This is a genomic window from Azospirillum oryzae (assembly GCF_900177515.1).
Lineage (GTDB): Bacteria > Pseudomonadota > Alphaproteobacteria > Azospirillales > Azospirillaceae > Azospirillum > Azospirillum oryzae_A.
In genome coordinates this window covers 365,868-385,292 of sequence record NZ_FXAK01000007.1, presented here as the reverse complement: position 1 = coordinate 385,292, position 19,425 = coordinate 365,868, and the positions used below count along the sequence as shown (strand labels likewise).

Annotated in this window: 14 protein-coding genes; 6 read left to right on the top strand and 8 right to left on the bottom strand. The window is 68.4% G+C overall.

Translation table 11 applies throughout. From position 1 onward, the window contains the following. Nucleotides 1-240 precede the first annotated feature (240 nt). Entirely contained in the window at nt 241-2,751 is a 2,511-nt protein-coding gene (locus B9N97_RS14240) for a methyl-accepting chemotaxis protein (protein WP_085087569.1), read from the top strand. An 87-nt stretch (nt 2,752-2,838) separates the two neighbouring features. Here B9N97_RS14240 and B9N97_RS14235 read toward each other — a convergent pair whose 3' ends face one another. Both B9N97_RS14235 and B9N97_RS14230 read right to left on the bottom strand, forming a co-directional pair. Continuing rightward, nucleotides 2,839-3,618 carry a 3-hydroxybutyrate dehydrogenase gene (locus tag B9N97_RS14235; RefSeq protein WP_085087566.1) on the bottom strand — a complete coding sequence of 260 codons (780 nt, stop codon included), beginning with the start codon at nt 3,616-3,618 and terminating at the stop codon, nt 2,839-2,841. A gap of 37 nt (nt 3,619-3,655) precedes the next feature. Next, nucleotides 3,656-4,834: a DUF3734 domain-containing protein gene (locus B9N97_RS14230; RefSeq protein WP_167393306.1), complete on the bottom strand. Its 1,179-nt coding sequence runs from the start codon at nt 4,832-4,834 to the stop codon at nt 3,656-3,658. Nucleotides 4,835-5,185: 351 nt separating this feature from the next. Here B9N97_RS14230 and B9N97_RS14225 point away from each other — a divergent pair, with 351 nt between their 5' ends. Further along, entirely contained in the window at nt 5,186-5,377 is a 192-nt protein-coding gene (locus B9N97_RS14225) for a hypothetical protein (protein WP_085087561.1), read from the top strand. A 9-nt stretch (nt 5,378-5,386) separates the two neighbouring features. Here the strand turns inward: B9N97_RS14225 and B9N97_RS14220 are convergent, their stop codons facing one another. Next, complete coding sequence (locus tag B9N97_RS14220) at nt 5,387-6,976, bottom strand: cisplatin damage response ATP-dependent DNA ligase (protein WP_085087558.1); 1,590 nt, start codon at nt 6,974-6,976, stop codon at nt 5,387-5,389. Further along, nucleotides 6,973-8,064, bottom strand: a complete 1,092-nt coding sequence (locus B9N97_RS14215; protein ID WP_085087556.1) for a ligase-associated DNA damage response exonuclease — start codon at nt 8,062-8,064, stop codon at nt 6,973-6,975. Before B9N97_RS14215 ends, B9N97_RS14220 begins: the two co-directional genes overlap by 4 nt. 39 nt (nt 8,065-8,103) lie before the next feature. On the opposite strand from B9N97_RS14215, the gene B9N97_RS14210 reads away from it, so the two are divergent. Next, nucleotides 8,104-9,018 carry a pseudouridine-5'-phosphate glycosidase gene (locus B9N97_RS14210; protein WP_085087554.1) on the top strand — a complete coding sequence of 305 codons (915 nt, stop codon included), beginning with the start codon at nt 8,104-8,106 and terminating at the stop codon, nt 9,016-9,018. Between the two features lie 115 nt (nt 9,019-9,133). Beyond that, nucleotides 9,134-9,550, top strand: coding sequence for a hypothetical protein (locus tag B9N97_RS14205; RefSeq protein WP_085087551.1), 417 nt, complete (start codon nt 9,134-9,136; stop codon nt 9,548-9,550). Between the two features lie 90 nt (nt 9,551-9,640). Here the strand turns inward: B9N97_RS14205 and B9N97_RS14200 are convergent, their stop codons facing one another. Then, nucleotides 9,641-12,664 (bottom strand): GGDEF and EAL domain-containing protein, encoded by a 3,024-nt coding sequence (locus B9N97_RS14200; protein ID WP_085087548.1) that lies wholly within the window; start codon nt 12,662-12,664, stop codon nt 9,641-9,643. 369 nt (nt 12,665-13,033) lie between these two features. On the opposite strand from B9N97_RS14200, the gene B9N97_RS14195 reads away from it, so the two are divergent. Continuing rightward, on the top strand, nt 13,034-14,161 hold the full coding sequence (locus B9N97_RS14195; RefSeq protein ID WP_085087544.1) for a catalase family protein: 1,128 nt from the start codon (nt 13,034-13,036) through the stop codon (nt 14,159-14,161). 102 nt (nt 14,162-14,263) lie between these two features. Here the strand turns inward: B9N97_RS14195 and B9N97_RS14190 are convergent, their stop codons facing one another. From B9N97_RS14190 to B9N97_RS14180, 3 genes are all read right to left on the bottom strand, one after another. Continuing rightward, complete coding sequence (locus B9N97_RS14190) at nt 14,264-14,809, bottom strand: invasion associated locus B family protein (protein ID WP_085087541.1); 546 nt, start codon at nt 14,807-14,809, stop codon at nt 14,264-14,266. Between the two features lie 126 nt (nt 14,810-14,935). Continuing rightward, on the bottom strand, nt 14,936-15,793 hold the full coding sequence (locus B9N97_RS14185; protein ID WP_085087538.1) for a pirin family protein: 858 nt from the start codon (nt 15,791-15,793) through the stop codon (nt 14,936-14,938). 176 nt (nt 15,794-15,969) lie between these two features. Further along, nucleotides 15,970-17,376: an ammonium transporter gene (locus tag B9N97_RS14180; protein WP_085087535.1), complete on the bottom strand. Its 1,407-nt coding sequence runs from the start codon at nt 17,374-17,376 to the stop codon at nt 15,970-15,972. Nucleotides 17,377-18,025: 649 nt separating this feature from the next. On the opposite strand from B9N97_RS14180, the gene glgC reads away from it, so the two are divergent. Next, nucleotides 18,026-19,297 (top strand): glucose-1-phosphate adenylyltransferase, encoded by a 1,272-nt coding sequence (glgC, locus tag B9N97_RS14175; protein WP_085087532.1) that lies wholly within the window; start codon nt 18,026-18,028, stop codon nt 19,295-19,297. Nucleotides 19,298-19,425 lie beyond the last annotated feature (128 nt).

Genomic DNA, 19,425 nt, shown 5'->3' with positions numbered 1-19,425 from the left:
GCCGATCTGGGAAAACCGGCCGGCAGGGACCGTTTCCCGAAAAGCTGTTCAGGCGACCTAACCTAGGGACCGCCACGGCATCGTCAAAGCCCCGCGTCACGGCTTTGCCACGATTTTGGCGCGGCCCAGGGACGCTTTCGCTGCATTTCCTAGTGCCATGGCAACGGACTGGAAACCATCTTCCTCTACCCTGCCGGGCGTATCGCGTTCGATCCGCACCGCAGACCAAGGCATTTGACCATGCAGAACGCCAGCTTCGCCGGCCGATTCAAGGTGGGCACCCGCATCCAGGTGGGATTCCTTCTGATCCTCGCCCTCCTCGCCCTGGTGGCAGCACTCGGCGTGCGGTCGCTGTCGACGGTGGAGAGCGGCTTCACCCGCTACGCGTCGATCTCCGACAGTTCGCTACGGATTTCGGACGTGGACGGCTCGGTCTCCGACATGCGCCGCAACGTGGTCAACTACTCCTTCTCCGGCAACAACACCCTGATCGCGCCGACCCAGGCGCAGCAGAAGAAGCTGGGCGAGATACTGCGCGCCATCCGTGAGGCGACGCAGGATCCCGGCCGCCGCGCCAACCTCGACCGCATGATCCAGCAGTTCGACGGCTATGCCGCCAATTTCGACAAGCTGGTGAAGCTGCGCGAACAGCGCGACCGGCTGGTGGCGGAAGAGCTGATGCCGCTGGGCACCAAGGCACGGGAGGGGCTGAGCCAAGTGATGGCCGGCGGGATCGCCACCGGCGATTTCGAATCCGCCGCCCATGCCGGCCAAGCCCAGGAATCGCTGATCCTCGCCCGGCTCAGCGCCCAGCGCTTCCTGACGGAACCTTCGGCGAAGGCGTCTGACGAGGTCCGCGCCCGGATGGACGGCTTCATCAAGGCGGCCACCGCACTGGCCGCCCGCCTGACCGACCCGGCGCAGAAGCGCGCGGCGGAGGATGCGGCGCAGATCGCCGGACGCTATCTGGAAAGCTTCAACCGTGTCGTCACCGCCGTGAACGACGCCCAGACGCTGGCCTTCGACATCATGGCCAAGGAGGCGGAGGAGTTCGCCGATCTGGTCGCCAAGACCATCGCCTCCCAGGCGGAGGTGCGCGACACGGTGCTGACCGGCGCGCGGACCGACATGGAGAACACCACCACGCTGCTGATCGGCATGGCGGTGGGCGCCTTCGTTCTCGGCATCCTGATCGCCCTGATCACCGCGCGCTCGATCGTCCGCCCCGTGGTGCAGATGACCGGAACGATGACGGAGCTGGCCGCCGGCAACCTCACGGTCGACGTGCCCGCCCTGGAGAACCGCGACGAGATCGGCCGCATGGCCAAGGCGGTCCTGGTGTTCAAGGAGAACGCCGTCGAGAAGAAGCGGATGGACGAGGCCGAGCGCGAGCGGCTGGAGGCCGAACGCCGCGCCGCCGAGGCCCAGCGCGCCCGCGAGCAGGCCATCGGCGAGGAGATCGCCGGGCTGATCGACGCCGTGTCGAAGGGCGATCTTGAGCGCCGCATTGATCTGGCCGGCAAGGACGGTTTCTACAAGACCATGTCGGAGGGCATCAACCGCCTGACCGACACGGTGGAGGCGGTCATCGCCGACCTGGGCGAGGTGCTGAGCGCGCTGGCCCAGGGCGATCTGAACCGCCGCGTTACCCGCGACTACCAGGGTGCCTTCGAGCAGGTGAAGACCGACGTCAACGCCACCTCCACCCGGTTGGCCGAGATCGTCGGCCAGATCACCCAGGCCGCCGAGACCATCGCCGCCGCCGCCGCCGAGGTGTCGCTGGGCTCCTCCGACCTCGCCGACCGCACCGAGCAGCAGGCCTCCTCGCTGGAGGAGACCGCGGCCAGCATGGAGGAGCTGGGCGCCACCGTCCGCTCCAACGCCGAGAACGCCCAGCGCGCCAACGTGATGGCCGCCCAGGCCCGTGGTTCCGCCGAATCCGGCGGCGGCGTCGCCGGCTCCGCCATCGAGGCGATGCGCAAGATCGAGGAATCCAGCCGCAAGATCACCGACATCATCGGGGTGATCGACGAGATCGCCTTCCAGACCAACCTCCTGGCGCTGAACGCGGCGGTGGAGGCGGCGCGGGCCGGCGACGCCGGGCGCGGCTTCGCCGTGGTGGCGCAGGAGGTGCGGCAACTCGCCCAGCGCTCCGCCCAGGCCTCGAAGGAGATCAAGGGCCTGATCCTGGACAGCGACGCCCAGGTCAAGGACGGCGTCGATCTGGTCAGCAAGGCCGGCGACGCGCTACAGGGCATCGTGTCCGGCGTGCAGCAGGTGGCGACCCTGATCGCCGAGATGGCGTCGGCCTCGGCCGAGCAGGCGACGGCGCTGGACGAGATCAACTCGACCGTCGCCAACATGGACGAGATGACGCAGAAGAACGCCGCCCTGGTGGAGGAGACCACCGCCGCCGCCCAGGCGATGAGCGGTCAGGCCGGCGACCTGAAGTCGCTGGTCGGCTTCTTCAAGTTCGAACAGGCGGCCGGCTTCGGTTACGCCGCGGCGCCGCGCGCCCCGGTTGCCGTCCATGCCGCTCCGGCGGTCGCCACCACCCGCCGCGCCGCCGCGGCCCCCACCCGCACCGCCGCCAAGCCTGCGGCGAAGCCCGCCGCCCGCGGCAACGGCACGGCCCATGCGGTCGCGACGACCAAGCCGTCCGCCCGCACCGACTCCCCCGCGCGCGGCACCGCCGCGGTCCCGGTCCTGAAGCACAGCACCAGCGACGACGACGACTGGAAGGAGTTCTGAGCGGAGGCCGAGGGCACCCATCGAACCAACGCAAGAAAGGCGTCGGGCCATCGGCCCGGCGCCTTTTTCATTCCGGCGGCGTTCCGCCTATTGCATGAACCAGCCATGGCTGACGACCAGGGACTGGCCGGTCAGCGCGTTCGATCCGAAAGACGCGAAGAACAGGGCGGCCTGGGCGACGTCCTCGACCGTGGTGAACTCGCCGTCGACGGTCTCCTTCAGCATCACCTTCTTCACCACGTCCTCTTCCGAAATGCCAAGCTCCCTGGCCTGCTCGGGGATCTGCTTCTCGACCAGCGGGGTACGGACGAAGCCGGGGCAGATCACGTTGGCGCGCACGCCATGCGCCGCCCCTTCCTTGGCGACCACCTTGGCGAGGCCGATCAGCCCGTGCTTGGCGGTGACATAGGGCGCCTTCAGCGGCGACGCCTCCTTGGAGTGGACCGACCCCATATAGATGATGCTGCCGCTTTTCTGCTCGTACATGGTGCGCAGGGCGGCGCGCGTGGTCAGGAAGGCGCCGTCCAGATGGATGGACAGAAGCTGCTTCCACTTGGCGAACTCGAACTGCTCGACCGGCGCCACGGTCTGGATGCCGGCGTTGCTGACCAGGATGTCGATGCGGCCGAAGGCGGCGACCGCGCGGGCCATGCCGGCATCGACCTGGGCCTCGTCGGTCACGTCCATGGCGACGCCCAGCGCCCGCTTGCCGGTGGGATCGAGGCTGGCCGCCGCCGCATCGGCGCCGGCCTGGTTGAGGTCGGCGATGACGACCAGCGCGCCCTCGCCGGCGAAGGTCCGGGCGATTTCCAGCCCGATTCCGCTCGCCGCCCCGGTGATGACGGCGACTTTGTCCTGCAAACGCATGGGTCCGCTCCTTCGTTCAAGCTGCATTGCTTGGCGTTCAAGCTGCATCGGTTGGGATCTCGGTTGGGGCCGGACGCCGTAGGTCGTGCGTGACGGGACCGTCCAGCCGCGACGGCATCGCCAGCCATTCCGGGTGGGCGAGCGTGGCGAGCGTGTCGGCAAGGCCGCTCTCCCAATGCTCGCGCATGCCGGCGTTGGAGAATTCGTAGTCCTTGCTGTCGCGCTCGTAGCTTTTGCGGCGGTAGATCAGGTGGATGATGTTGATCGCCGCCCCGCAGGCGGCGCGCCGCAGCGCCCTGGCCTCCGGCGTGTCGCGAAGCTCCTCGGGCAGCCGGTCGAGCAGCGTGACCAGCTGGTTGCGCAGGGTCTGTTCGTAGGTGACCTTGTCGGTGTTGAAGCGGGTGCGGCTGGAATAGGTGATGTCCTTCTGCCGCTCCAGCACCTCCGACATGCCGCGCGGCACCTGACCGCTGGCGCTCCACAGATCGACCTGGAAGACCAGCGTGTCGCGGCGCGGCTGGTCCTCCAGCACATGGTCGAGCGGCGTGTTGGAGACCAGCCCGCCGTCCCAATAGAACTCGCCGTCGATCTCCACGGGGGCGAAGCCGGGCGGCAGGGCGCCGCTGGCCATCACATGCTCCGGGCCGATCCGGTGGGTCTCGGTGTCGAAATAGATGGAGTTGCCGGTCCGCACATTGACGGCGCCCAGCGACAACCGGACATCGCCCCGGTTGATCCTGTCGAAGTCGATCAGGTCCTCCAGCGTGCTTTTCAGCGGCGCGGTGTCATAGACGCTGGTCGGCCCGGCGAAGGGGCCGGCCGCCGCCCATTCCACCGCCGGCCGCGGCCGGAAGAAGCCGGGTTGTCCCGACAAAGCCGTCCGCCAGGCGCTCCATTGGTTGAGGATGGAAATCGACGGGCCGTCGGGATCCAGCCGCCGCCACAGCGCCTCCGCATGTTCCCAGGGCGAGGGCGGGGCGACGCGGGCCCAGAACTCCGCCAGCGCGGCGCAGCGCCGCTCCGGCGGGTTGCCGGCGATCAGCGCCGCATTGACGGCGCCGATCGACACGCCGGCCACCCAGGTCGGATGGATGTCGTGCTTGAACAGCCCCTCGACGACGCCCGCCTGATAGGCCCCCAGCGCTCCGCCGCCTTGCAGGACGAGAGCCACCCGGTCGTAGGGGGCGGTGAGATCGGCAAAGGATCCGTCGCGCATCGGTGTCTTCCCTGACCAGTCAATCGCTCGCAGACGTCGTTCTTCGGTCGGCAGGCCTGATATGGGGCTGGAAATGAATGCGGCCATGCAGAAACACTCCCCACAATCAGAGGAATACTCATGGCAGCTATACCGATTTCTTTTAATCCATCCCAATCCTCGTAGAAACCTACATCAAGGTATTACACCACCATTAATTACTTGTAATACTCAGCGTCGGCGAAGTCCTCTTCGCAGGATGGCGAAATCCACGGCTGTTGTGCCAAATGCCCGAATTAACCTTTCGGTGGGGATTGCGTGCTGCAATCGCCCTCGGTTTCGTTCCAGCCCCTTGGTTTTCTGGAGGACAGCATGTCCCGCCGCCCCGCTTCCCGCCGCCGTCTCCCGCTCGCCGCCCTGTTGCTGCTGGGCGCTTCGCTGAGCGGCTGCGGCGCCGTCACCGGCGTGGCCAGCGGTGCGGCCAGCATCGCCGGCACCGCCGTGGATGTCGTCGGCACCGTGGCGGAAACCTCCGTCGATGTGGTGACCGCTCCGCTGCGGTAAGGGCTTCGCCTAGCCCACCACCATCGCCGCCAGCGTTTCCAGCCGGTCGGCCTCGTGCGCCGGCTTGTCCCAGCGGATGCGGTGGATGCGGGGGAAGCGCATGGCCAGCCCGCTCTTGTGCCGGGTCGACGGGTGCACGCTGTCGAAGGCGACCTCCAGCACCAGCCCGGCCTCCACCTCGCGCACCGGGCCGTAGCGGCGGGTGGTGTGGTTGCGCACCCAGCGGTCCAGCTCGACCAGCTCGGCATCGGTGAACCCCGAATAGGCCTTGCCGACCGGAACCAGCTCTTCCCCCCGCCAGACGCCGAAGGTGTAGTCGGAATAATAGCTCGACCGTTTGCCGTGGCCGCGCTGGGCGTACATCATCACGGTGTCGAGCGTCAGCGCCCCGCGCTTCCACTTGAACCATGGCCCCTTCGGCCGCCCGGCCAGATAGGCGCTGTCGCGCCGTTTCAGCATCAGCCCCTCGATGCCGTTCTCGCGCGCGCCCTCGCGCAGGGCCACCAGTTCGTCCCAGGCGGTGAAGGGCACCATCGGCGACAGATCCATCCGCCGCGGCTGCACCGCCTCATACCAGCGCTCCAGCCGGGCGCGCCGCTCGACGAAGGACAGGCCGCGCAGGTCCTCCTCGCCGTCGAACAGGATGTCGTAGAGCCGCACCCAGGCCGGCCCGTCGCGCAGCATCTGCGCCGTCACCGTCTTGCGGTTCAGCCGCTGCTGCAGGTCGTTGAAGGGCGCCACCACCCCGTCGCGCGCCACCAGCAGCTCGCCGTCCAGCACGGCGTCGAAGCTCATATGGTCGACGATGTCCGGAAAGGCGCCCGACACGTCGTCGCCGGTGCGGCTGTAGAGCCGCCGCTCCCCGCCGCGCGCCACCATCTGCACGCGGATGCCGTCCCATTTCCATTCGGCGGCATAGGCGGCGGGATCGAGCGCGGCGCGGTCCTCCTCCTCCAGCGGATGGGACAGCATCATCGGACGGAACCCGGCGCCGGCCCCGGCTTCCGGCCGCTCGGCCCGCCCCTCCAGCCAGGCGAACAACTCCGCATAGGGGGCGGTCAGCCCGTGCCAGACCTCCTCCACGTCATCGACGCTCACCTCCGGCCGGGCGATCCTGCCCCACTCCGCCAGCGCCGTCTTGGCCAGCCGGGCCGAGACGCCGATGCGCAACGCCCCGGTGATGAGCTTCAGCAACGCGAACCGCCCCGACGAGTCGAGCGTGTCGAGCCAGCCCTCCACCAGCCCGATCACTTGCCCGCGCTTGGCGGCCCGCAGCCCCTCCACCACCTCGTCCAGGCTGGGCGGCAAGCTGTTCGCGCGTTCGGGCCGCTCCGGCCAGATCAGCGCCACCGTCTCCGCCAGATCGCCGACATAGTCGTAGGACAGCGCCAGCAGCTCCGGATCGACCCGCGTCGCCGCCAGTTCGCGGATCGCCGCCGGCTTGGCCTCGCGGAAGCTCAGCGCCCCGGTCAGCGCCGCCAGCGCCCAGCCGCGCTCGGGGTCGGGCGCGGTGGCGAAATGCTCGACCAGCAGGCGGATCTTGCCGTTGCGAGACGGCATGAAGACCAGCGCGTCGATCAGCGCGGCAAAGCGGTTCACGGCGCCTCCCCTTTCCCGGCCTTCTCCGGAATCCCTTCCGAATCCTCGTCCTCGAAGCCGATCAGCGCCAGCGCGCGGGCGCGGATGCCGCGGCTGGTCGCGTAATGGACCAGCGCCTCCTCCCGGCCATGGGTGACCCAGACCTCCGGCGCGCCGACATCCTCCAGCGTCTGGCACAGCTCGTCCCAGTCGGCATGGTCGGAGATGACCAGCGGCAGTTCCACCCCGCGCTGGCGGGCGCGCTGGCGCACCCGCATCCATCCCGACGCCACCGCCACCACCGGATCGGCCAGCCGCCGCGCCCAGCGGTCGGCCACTGCCGCCGGCGGGGCCAGCACCAGCGCCCCCTTCAGATCCTCCTTCGCCGCCACCGTCGCCGGCCGCAACTCCCCCAACTCCACCCCCAGACTGCTGTAGAGCCGGCACAAGGGTTCCAGCGCGCCGTGCAGCCAGATCGGCCGGTCATAGCCCGCCGCCCGCAGCAGGGTGATCAGCCGCTGGCATTTGCCCAGCGCATAGACGCCGACCACATGGCTGCGCTCCGGGAACAGCGCCATCGAATGCAGCAGCTTTCCCACTTCCCCCAGGTCTGGCGGATGGCGGAACACCGGCAGGCCGAAGGTCGCCTCGGTCACGAAAACGTCGCAGGGCACCGGCTCGAAGGCTGCGCAGGTGCGGTCGAGCCGGCGCTTATAGTCGCCCGACACCACCACGCGCGACCCGGCATGCTCCATCACCACCTGGGCGCTGCCCAGCACATGGCCGGCCGGCACCAGCCGCACCCTGACGTCGCCGATGGTCAGCCCCTCGCCATACTCCAGCGCTTGCAGGCTTCCCCCCACCCCCTCGCCCATCCGCTGGCGCATGATGGCGAGCGTGCCGGGCGTCGCCAGCACATGGCGGTTGCCGGGCCTTGCATGGTCGGAATGGCCGTGGGTGACGACCGCGCGCTCCACCGGGCGCACCGGGTCGATGAAGAAGCCCCCCGGCTCGACATACAGTCCTTCGGGAAGGACCTTGATCCATTTGTCGGGGTGCGGGCGGCCCGGATTGGACCCAGCCTGATTGGATTGGTGTGCAGCGGACATGCGTCCTAATATAGGGCGTTCCAAGCGGAGACCCAGCGCATGCACCCGATCCTGCTGCCCACCCCCGAGATCGCCGACGCGCTTGCCGGGAGCCGCCCGGTGGTGGCGCTGGAATCGACCGTGATCTCCCACGGCATGCCCTATCCGCAGAATCTGGAGACCGCCCGCGCGCTGGAGGCGGAGGTGCGGGCCGCCGGCGCCATCCCCGCCACCATCGCGGTGATGGACGGCCGCATCCGCGTCGGGCTGGACGACGAGGCATTGGAGCGGCTGGCGACCGCCGGCCACAAGGCGCGCAAGCTGAGCCGCCGCGACCTGCCGATCGCGCTCGCCGGCGGCGGCATCGGCGCCACCACGGTGGCGGCGACGATGATCGGGGCGCGGCTGGCCGGCATCTCCGTCTTCGCCACCGGCGGCATCGGCGGCGTCCATCGCGGGGCGGAGACCAGCTTCGACATCTCCGCCGACCTCGACGAGCTGGCCCGCACCTCCGTCTGCGTCGTCTGCGCCGGCGCCAAGTCGATTCTCGACCTTCCCAAGACCCTGGAGGTGCTGGAAACCCGCGGCGTCCCGGTGCTGGGCTTCCGCACGGACGAATTTCCCGCCTTCTACAGCCGCCGCAGCGGCCTTCCCGTCGACCAACGCTGTGACAACGTGATCGAGGTGGCGGACATCCTGCGGGCGAAATGGCAGCTTGGCCTGGAAGGCGGCGTGCTGCTCGCCAACCCGATCCCGCCCGCCGACGAACTGGACGCCGAGGCGATGGAAAGCGCGGTGACCCAGGCGCTGGCCGATGCGAACGCCAATGGAATCAAGGGCAAGGACATCACCCCGCACCTGCTGGCGGCGCTGGAGCGCATCACCGGCGGGCGCAGCCTGACCGCCAACATCGCGCTGATCCGCAACAATGCGCGGGTCGCGGCAGGGGTCGCCGCCGCCCTCGCCACCCCCTAGAACCGAACGGATAGGCCTACTCCTGCGGGGGTAAGGCTTTAGCCCCGGTACCGGCTTAAGACCCCGTTAACCGCCTGCGCGCAAATCTGTCGTCATCGAACGAGCGGAGGCTTCAATGCGCGCACCCAGCAGCACCTCGACCCTGGTTTCCCGGATGATCGCGATGGCCGGCCAAGGCGACGAGGCGCCGGGCGTCGCAGAGATGAAGGAGCCGGCGCACGTCAAGCGCATCGTCTGGGCCTCCCAGGCGGCCAAGCTGCGCGTGTCGCTGTCGGCCCGCTCCATCCACGAGATCGAAGCCGCCGTCACCGCCGACCTGGACAGCATGGAACTGCCGGAAGTGTTCTTCACCTCCGTCGAAGTCGGCGGCCATGTGGTCACCTGCGACCTCGACGCCTCCGGCACCGCCTCCATCTTCGGGCTGATCGAAGCCCGCGAATACGACGATCTGGTGGAAGAGGCCGGCGACGACGCGCTGTTCGGCGTCGATTGGGACGGCGTCTACATCACCCCGGCCCGCACGCGGCACTGAGCGCGACTCCTCCGGTCCCGTCAGCCCAGCCTCCGAGAACGCCCCGCAGCCCGCCTGCGGGGCGTTTTGCGTATGCGGCCTTTCCCCAACTCACGACACCGGCGGCGACGACCGGGTCGCCGCGGCGGACGGCATGCCGACCACCACATCGTCGCGGGCGACCGGCAGTCCGGCCCGCCGTTCCTCCCAGGCCGCCAGGAAGGCGTCGATGCGGTCGGCGGGCAGCGGACGGCTGACGAAATAGCCCTGGACCAGGTCGCAGCCCATCAGCGACAACGCCTCCCATTGGGCAAGCTCCTCCACCCCTTCGGCCACCACGCTGCGGTTCAGGTCGTGGGCGATGCGCGAGATGGACGACACCATGCTGCGCGCGTCGGGGCGGCGGTGGACGTCGTTGATGAAGGCCTTGTCCAGCTTCAGCGTGTTGATCGGCAGCGTCCGCAGATAGGTCAGCGACGAATAGCCGGTGCCGAAATCGTCCAGCGCAATGTGGATGCCGGCCTGCCGCAGCGCGTTCAGCTTGCCGATGGCGGCGTCGAGCGAGCCGATCATCTGCGACTCGGTGATCTCCAGCTCCAGCCGGTGCGGCGGCAATCCGGTGCGGGCCAGGATCTCCAGCACCCGCGGCACGAAATCATGCTGGGCCAGCTGGACCGCCGACATGTTGACGCTCATCGTCACGTCGCCGGCCCCGCGGCAGCCCAGCCCCACCGCCTCGACGCAGGCGGTCTCCAGCACCCACAGCCCGAGCGGGACGATCAGGCCCGAATCCTCGCACACCGGAATGAAGCGGTCAGGCGACACCGGCCCCAACTCCGAGTCGGTCCAGCGGACCAGCGCCTCGAAGCCGCGGACGCGGCCGTCGGCCGTGGCGACCTGGGGCTGGTATTGCAGGCTGAAGGACTGGCGGTCGAAGGCCAGCCGGGCGCGGCTGAGCAGCTGCATGCGCTCCACCACGTTCAGGTTCATGTCGGCGGTGAAGCTGCAGATGCTTCCGCGCCCATTGTCCTTGGCCCGGTACATGGCGGTGTCGGCATTCTGCAGCAGATCGTCGAAACAGCGGCCGTCCCAGGGATAGCGGGCGATGCCGATGCTGCAGGAGACGTAAAAATGCTGCCCTTCGACCAGGAAGGGCGCGGCCAGCGCCTGCTCCACCCGCCGCGCCACCTCCGCCGCGGCGCAGGCGTCGCCGCCTTGGACGACCACCACGAACTCGTCGCCGCCCAGCCGCGCGACGAACAGCCCCTCGCCCGCCCCCGTGCTGATGCGCCGGCCCATCATCGCCAGCAGCTCGTCGCCGGCCTTGTGGCCGAACCCGTCGTTGATGAACTTGAAATTGTCCATGTCGAGGAACAGCAGCGCCAGCGACCCGCCTTGGCCGCGCAGCCTGTTCCCGGCGATCAGCCGGTCGACATGCCGTTCCAGCATCAGCCGGTTGGGCAGCCCGGTCAGCGAATCATAGTGGGCCAGATGGTCCAGCCGCGCCTGCTGCTGTTTCTGGGCGGTGATGTCGGTGTAGGAGCCGCACATGATCGTCGGATGCCCCTGCTCGTCGAACAGGGCCTTGCCGGTGGCGTACAGCCACAGGTAACTGCCGTCGCGGTGGCGGACGCGGTATTCCACCCGGTATTCCGGCCTTTTGCCCGACAGGTGGGCGCACAGCTCCTCCTCCGCATGCGCACGGTCGTCGGGGTGGACGCGGTCGAACCAGGCCGCCAGCGAATCGATGCTGAGGGCATCCACACCCAGCAGCTCCTCGACCCGGCCGGACAGCACCCGGCGGTCCTTGACGATGTCCCAGGTCCAGATGATGTCGCGCGACGCCTCGGCGATCAGCCGCATCCACCGTTCGCGCTCACGCAGCGCCTCCTTGCTGGCGGTCAGCTCCTCCACCTTGGCCTGCAACTGGCGGCGCGAGTCGCTGAGCGCATCGTTGCTCACCCGCAGCGCCGACTCGGCCATCCGGCGTTCGCGCAGCGCGAAGGACAGCACCAGCACCATGCCGAACAGCAGCAGCAGCACGCCGCCGACCGTCACCACAAGCCAGCGATAGGTCTCCAGGAAGGAGAAGGGCTTGTTGATCAGCCGGTCGATCGGTCCGACCCGCGTGACGTCGATGCCATACCGCTCCGCCTGCCGGTAATCCACCGCGCGGGAAACGGAGCGGTTCGCCTCCGCCGGCAGGTCGGCCACCCCGTTGCCGCTCAACAATCTGGCGGCCAGCCTTCCCACCGCACGGCCATGCTGCTGAGCGCTCAGCAGGTTGCCGCCGACGATGCCATGGCCGAGCAGGAAGTCCTGCAGGCCATAGATCGGCGCGCTGCTCCTTTCACTCATCAGTTCCAGGAACTGCTCGGGCGGCAGACCCATTCCGTCGGCATCGGAGGCATAGGTCCCGAGCAGCACGGCGCTGTCGGGCGGAAGGGTCGCCAACGTCTCCTCCAGCCGGGCGAGGGGCAGGTCGGGCAGCACCTGCGGCATCAGCCCGGCGGGAAGACGGCCGGCCGCCGCCAGCGCCTCGACCTCGACATCCAGGGCAAGTCCCGATTCGGTCTGGTCGCGCAGCAGGTACAGGCGGCGCAGCTTCGGGTTGGCCGCAACGGCCATGCGCACGGTTCCTTCGATATCCTTGCCCTCGTCCACCCCGGCCACATTGGACTCGCCCGCCGTCAGCCGGCGTGCCGTGGCCGCGATCACGCCGCCATGAACCAGCGGCACCGGCCCATACAGTTCCCGCCGCAGGTCGAGCGCGAATTCCAATGCCGCGTCGTCGGTGGTGATCAGGGCATCGACGGTGCCCTGGGGATGGCGGAAGGCGATCAATGCCCGCAGATGCTCCAGACCGCTCCGGTCCGGAAAGCGCTTCCAGTCCAGGTAGTAGGGAATCGCGGTCGCGGTCGGCGCCTCCTCCTCCAGCACCTTGGCGATGCCGTCGGCCTGACCACGGGTCCACTCGTATCCCTGGTGGTAGGAGTGCAGGACCAGCACCGTCCGGTTCGGCGCCGCCGCCGCCCCTCCGGCGGCGGACGGCGCCACCGCCGCCAGCAGAAGCCCCAGCAGCAGGACACAGCCGCGCATCCACCCGATGGGACGTATCGCAGGCCAGCTGGTCATTGGGCACCCGTCGGTCGCCGATCCGGCCGGACGCTTCGAACACCGCAAGATGATCGAAGTGTTCCGACCCTTCCATCTTGAAGGATAAGCAGGCGGCACACCTCAGCGCCACAGACTTCTGATAGGGGATTTTCCGGATATCATGGTTAATTTCCATAGAAGATTGGAAATTACCAAAGAAACACGCGCACGGGTCGTGCTTGAGTATTTGCAAGCGTGACTCTTCTTTTGCACTGCAAACAGAAGAGACGAACCCCATGCCTTGGCCATAACCTCCACCGGCTCCGGCGGATCGTTGCGGAACGGACGACACAATCCGTCTGTTGTCCCGGCTGCACCCCGCCCTTTCACCGATCCGGAGCCCCGCTCGTGTCCGCTGCCTCTGCCCGGCCCAATGCCCAGCCCAGTGCAAAGCCCCTGCCCTACACGCCGTCGGTCGAAAGCCCCGGTCCCGATGAAGCGCAAGTCTTCGAAGACCTCGCGGAGACGCTGCTGTCGATCAGCGCCAAGACCTTCGAAGACAGCGGCCACGCCAACCGCAGCGTCCATGCCAAGAGCCACGGGCTGCTGCTCGGCCGGCTGGACGTGCTGGACGATCTGCCGGCGGAACTGGCCCAGGGCCTGTTCGCGCGGGCGGAGAGCTATCCGGCGATCCTGCGGCTGTCGACCACGCCGGGCGACGTCCTGCCCGACAGCGTGTCGACCCCGCGCGGTCTGGCGGTGAAGGTGCTGGGCGTGTCCGGCGACCGGATACCGGGATCGGAGGACGAGGCCACGCAGGATTTCGTCATGGCCAACGCCCCCGTCTTCTCGGCCCCCGACGCCAGGCAGTTCCTGAAGACGCTGAAGCTGCTGGCCGCCACCACCGACCGGGCGGAAACGGCGAAGAAGGCGCTGTCGGCCGGCCTGCGTGCCGCCGAACGTCTGGTGGAGGCCTTCGGCGGCGAGAGCGCGACGCTGAAGACGCTGGGCGGCCACCCGGAAACCCACATCCTGGGCGAAACCTTCTACAGCCAGGCGGCCCTGCGCTTCGGCGACCATATCGCCAAGCTGCAGATCGTTCCGGTGTCTCCGGACCTGACCGCGCTGGCCGGCGCGCCGCTGACCGTCAACGGCAAGCCGAACGGCCTGCGCGAGGCGGTGGTGGAGTTCTTCCGCGATCACGAGGCCGTCTGGGAGCTGCGCGCCCAGCTGCGCACCGACGAGGATCGCATGCCGGTGGAGGATGCCAGCGTGCTGTGGCCGGAGGAGCTGAGCCCCTACCGCACCGTCGCCCGCCTCACCGTCCCGGCGCAGACGGCGTGGAGCGAGGAACGGTCGCGCGCCGGCGACGACCGTCTGTCCTTCAGCCCCTGGCACGGGCTGGCGGCGCACCGGCCGCTCGGCTCGATCATGCGCGCCCGCCGCCTCGCCTACGACCGCTCCGCCGAATTCCGCATGCAACGCAACGGCTGCCCGATGCATGAACCGGCGGCGGGCTACCGGTTGCCGGGGTAAGGCCGCACTCCCCCTAAAATCCCCTCTCCCCCCCGGGGAGAGGATTAGGGTGAGGGGGAAGCGCGGCGAGGATTCTCGGAAAATTCAGCATGTGCATCCCGCTCACTGCAGGCTGCGCTGCATCTCCTCGAAGGTGCGGGAAAACCCGTTCAGCGGAAAGTCGATGTCGCGCTTGCCGATGCGGGGGGAGCTGACGCGGACCAGGATGGACGAGCCGTTGCGGAACTGGTCGGCGACGCGGCCGGACACGAAGTTCGGGAACATGCACATGTTCAGCGTCGCCACATGCGATTCGATGCGCGGCTGGCGGTCGACGCGGATGGCGCAGCGGTCGATCAGCCCCTGGCTGGTGGTCAGGAACAGGTGGAAGTCATTGCCGGTCGGAATGATGCTGAGCGCGATGAAGCCGACATCCTTCCCGTCGTCGAACAGGCGGTAGATCATCAGCCGGCAGGTCTTGCTGTCGGTCATCCGGTCGATGTCGCACTGGTTGGTCCAGGCGCCCTCCGGCCCGAAATCGGCGGCGGCCTTGGAGTAATCCACCGCGGCGGCCGGCTTGGCGGCGAAAAGCCCCCCGGCAAGCGTCAGAGCCAGCAGTGCCGCAGCCGCAGCCGCCCTGAAGCCACCCATCAGACCTTTTGCGCGCATCGCTCCGGCTCCCCACCATCGTTCGTGTTAACATGGATGCGCCATGATAACCGGGGACGGCGGGGGTGCAAGGCACGAGATGCCGCGCGTCGAGCCATGAACGGCCCTCCGCGCGGCATCCGGCGGTCAGATGCGCCCTTCCTCGAAGTCGCGGAAGGCCTGCATGACCTCTTCCCGCGTGTTCATGACGAAGGGACCGCCCCAGGCGATGGGTTCGCCGATCGGCTCGCCGGCCAGCAGCAGGAAGCGGGCACCCTCGGGGCCGGCGACCGCCTCCACCCGCTCGCCGTCGCCCAGCACGATCACCCGCGGTCCCGACAGCGCGCCCTCGCCGCCGACGTCCAGCGTGCCTTCGAACAGCACCAGGAAGGCGGTGTGGCCGGCCGGCAGCGGCTCGGCGAAGGACACCGACGGCGGAAGCGAGACGTCGAAATAGCGGGCGTCGGTCGCCTCGGCCCGCACCGGCCCCGCGGTGCCGCGGGCGGTGTCGCCGGCGATCACGGTGACGGTCGACCCGTCCTCGCGCGTCTCCACCGGGATGGCGGCGGCCGGGAACTCCTGATAGCGCGGGTCGGTCATCTTCAGCCGGGCCGGCAGGTTGATCCACAACTGGAAGCCGCGCATCAGCCCTTCGGTCTGCTCCGGCATCTCCGAATGGATCAGGCCGCGGCCGGCGGTCATCCACTGTACGCCGCCGGTCTCGATCACGCCCTCATGCCCGTGGTTGTCGGCATGGCGCATGCGGCCGGCCAGCATGTAGGTCACCGTCTCGAAGCCGCGGTGGGGATGGTCGGGGAAGCCCGCCAGATAGTCGGTCGGCTGGTCGGAGCCGAACAGGTCGAGCATCAGGAAGGGGTCGAGCGTGCGCAGGCGGGGCGTGCCCAGCATGCGGGTCATGCTGACCCCGGCCCCATCGGAGGTGGCCATGCCCTCCACGGCGGCGAGCACCGGACGGACACCGGGGGTGGCGGGCTTGGTGGACATGGCGGCAACTCCTGAACAAACGAATGACGTTGCACCAGAGGTAGTCCGCCGCGGCCCCGCCGTGAAGCCGGGCCGCCCGCGTCACAGCGTTTCCGCCCATGCAACAATCCAAACGGGAAAGGCCGCCGGAGAACCGGCGGCCTTCTCGCAAGAGACCCGTGGGAAAGGGATTTGTCTTAGTGGATGCTCTCGCCGTGCAGGGCGAGGTCGAGACCGTCGCGCTCCACATCCTCTTCGACGCGCAGGCCCATCACCACGTCGACGACCTTCAGCAGGACGAAGGTGGCGACGGCGCACCACACCATGGTGTAGAGCACGCCCTGGATCTGGATCCACACGGCGGCGGCGTTGCCTTCCAGCAGGCCCAGCGTGGCCGACGGGTCGGCCTGCAGGACGGCGGCGAAGCCGCCTTCGCTGTTGGACACCGACATCTTGGCGAACACGCCGGTCAGGATGGCGCCGACCAGACCGCCGACACCGTGCACGCCGAAGGCGTCCAGGCTGTCGTCATAGCCCAGCATGTGCTTCAGGCTGGTGGCCGACCAGAAGCAGACCACGCCGGCGATGATGCCGATGATGATGGCGCCCGTCGGGTCGACGAAGCCGGCGGCCGGGGTCACGGCGACCAGACCGGCGACGGCGCCGGAGATGATGCCGAGGATCGACGGCTTGCCCTTGACGATCCACTCCGCGAACAGCCAGCCCATGGCGGCACCGGCGGTGGCGATGTGCGTGGCGGCCAGCGCCATGCCGGCGCGCGGACCGGCGGTCAGCGCCGAACCGGCGTTGAAGCCGAACCAGCCCACCCACAGCAGCGAGGCGCCGATCAGCGACAGCACCAGGTTGTGCGGCATGAAGGCTTCCTTCGGGTAGCCCTTGCGCTTGCCGATCACCAGCGCGGCGACCAGGCCGGCCACACCCGCGTTGATGTGCACGACCGTGCCGCCGGCGAAGTCCAGCACGCCCAGGCCGAACAGGAAGCCCGACGGATACCAGACCCAGTGGGCGATCGGCGCATAGACCACGATCGACCACAGGGCGGTGAAGACCAGCAGCGAGGAGAACTTCATGCGGTCGGCGAAGGCGCCGGTGATCAGGGCCGGGGTGATGATCGCGAAGGTCATCTGGAACATCATGAAGACCGGCTCGGGGATCGTCGTCGCGACGCCCGAACCCGTCGCCTCGCCCAGCACGAAGGCCTTCGAGAAGTCGAGCCCGTTCAGGAACAGCCGGTCGAGACCGCCGACATAGGCGCCGGTGCCGGTGAAGGCCAGGCTGTAGCCGATCACGTACCACAGGACGCTGATAAGGCAGGTGATGGCGAAGCTCTGCATCACCGTCGCCAGCACGTTCATCTTGCGGACCATGCCGCCGTAGAACAGCGCCAGGCCGGGGATGGTCATCATCAGCACCAGCGCCGTGGAGACCAGCATCCAGGCGGTGTCGCCGCCATTCAGCGCCGGAGCCGCCGGCGCGGCAGCAGCGGCCGCAGCCGCGTCCTGGGCAAGGGCTGCGGCCGGCATGCCGACCGCGCCCAGAGCAACCGCCATCATCGGTGCGGCCAGAAGGAACAGACGGTTCATCGAGGCTCCTCTTTCTCCAAAATCGCTCCCGCCCCGATACGGCCGGCGCGGCACCGGAGGTTTCCGCGCACTGGGCACCGCACTGGGGCGACCCCGTCCCGGTCGCCCCGTCCCCGGCAAAGACGGGGCGGCGGACGGGACCAAGGACGCCTCCAGCGTTACAAGAAGCGTGCCAGTCGAAAATGGCTTGGAATCGTCAGGGTTGTCCCAGGACAGGACCCCCGAACGGGCAGCCCCGTACGAGTCGCACCCGGTGTCTGCACAGAAAAAGGGCAGCTTTCCGAGCCGGCATTCGCCCGCAATTTTCGGGCTTTCGACCGATCGGCAGGGACGGACGCCTCGATTTGGCCCGGCATTCTGGCTGCCATTCCGGCAGATGATGAAAATTTGGGCAGAGTTTGGCCCACGCGGCGGTCACCGGCGCGGCATCGGGCAGCCCTCTACCCCTTCCATCCAGTCCGTTCGGCTTGCCCCGTATTCTCCACCGCTTTCCTCCTAGGACCGCGGGTTGAAGATCCGGCGGGTAAGCCGAGGCGAACCCGACGCCGGGCCTATTGGACATGGCGGCGAGATGTGGCACCGTCAACGCCTCCAATTGGATTGGCCGCCCACCCGCGGCCGCAAGAATAAGGCAAAGGGGGTAACGGCCATGCTCGACAAGCGAGATCTGCGCCTTGCACCGCGACGTGCGGTGGCGCTGGTGCTGGCCGGGGGACGCGGAAGCCGTCTGAAGCAGCTGACCGACCGCCGGGCAAAGCCGGCGACCTATTTCGGCGGCAAGTACCGCATCATCGACTTCGCGCTGTCTAACTGCGTCAATTCCGGCTTCCGCCGGATCGGCGTGCTGACGCAGTACAAGTCGCACAGCCTTCTGCGCCATCTCCAGCGCGGCTGGAACGTCTTCCGCGGCGAGATGAACGAGTTCTGCGACCTGCTGCCCGCCCAGCAGCGCGTCAGCGAGACGGAGTGGTACCAAGGCACCGCCGACGCCGTATTCCAGAACCTGGACATCCTGCGCGACCACGAGCCGGAATATGTCCTGATCCTGGCCGGCGACCACATCTACAAGATGGATTACGGCGCGCTGCTGCTCGACCACATCGACCGCAAGGCCGACGTTACCGTCCCCTGCATCGCGGTTCCGCGCGAACAGGCGAGCGGCTTCGGCGTGATGCACATCGACAATGACCGCCGCATCATCGATTTCGTGGAAAAGCCGGCCGACCCGCCGCCGATGCCCGGCCGCCCCGACATGGCGCTCGCCAGCATGGGCATCTACGTCTTCAACGCCCAGTTCCTCTACGACCAGCTGGAGCGCGACGTCGCCACCCCCGGCTCCAGCCGCGATTTCGGCAAGGACATCATCCCGCATCTGGTGAAGTCCGGGGCGCGGATCATCGCCCACGACTATGCCGACAGCGCCATCATCGACGCGCCGGACGACGCCCCCTACTGGCGCGACGTCGGCACCATCGACGCCTATTGGGAAGCCAACCTGGACCTCTGCCACGTCACGCCGCAGCTGAACCTGTACAACCGCGACTGGCCGATCTTCACCTATCAGGAACAGCTTCCGCCGGCGAAGTTCGTCTTCGACGACGAGAACCGCCGCGGCATGGCGGTGGACAGCCTGGTGTCGGGCGGCTGCATCATCTCCGGCTCCACCGTGCGGCGGTCGCTGCTGTTCAGCTCGGTGCGCGTCAACTCCTACAGCGAGTTGCACGAGGCGGTGGTCCTGCCGGAATGCGACATCGGCCGCCATTGCCGCCTGAAGAAGGTGGTGATCGACCGCGGCGTCAGCATCCCCAACGGCCTGATCGTCGGCGAGGATGCGGAGCTGGACGCCAGGCGCTTCTACCGCTCGGAAGGCGGCGTCGTCCTCATCACCCGCGAGATGATCGAGAAGCTGCCGAAGGAGTAGAGCGGCATTTCGCCGCCCTCCCTTCCACCATGGCCTGCGTCGATGCGGCCCGGCTCCCCACCGGCCCCGCATCGGCGCTATAAGCTGCCTGCCCCCTCCCGCCTTCCGCCCCTCCCGCCTTTCATCCG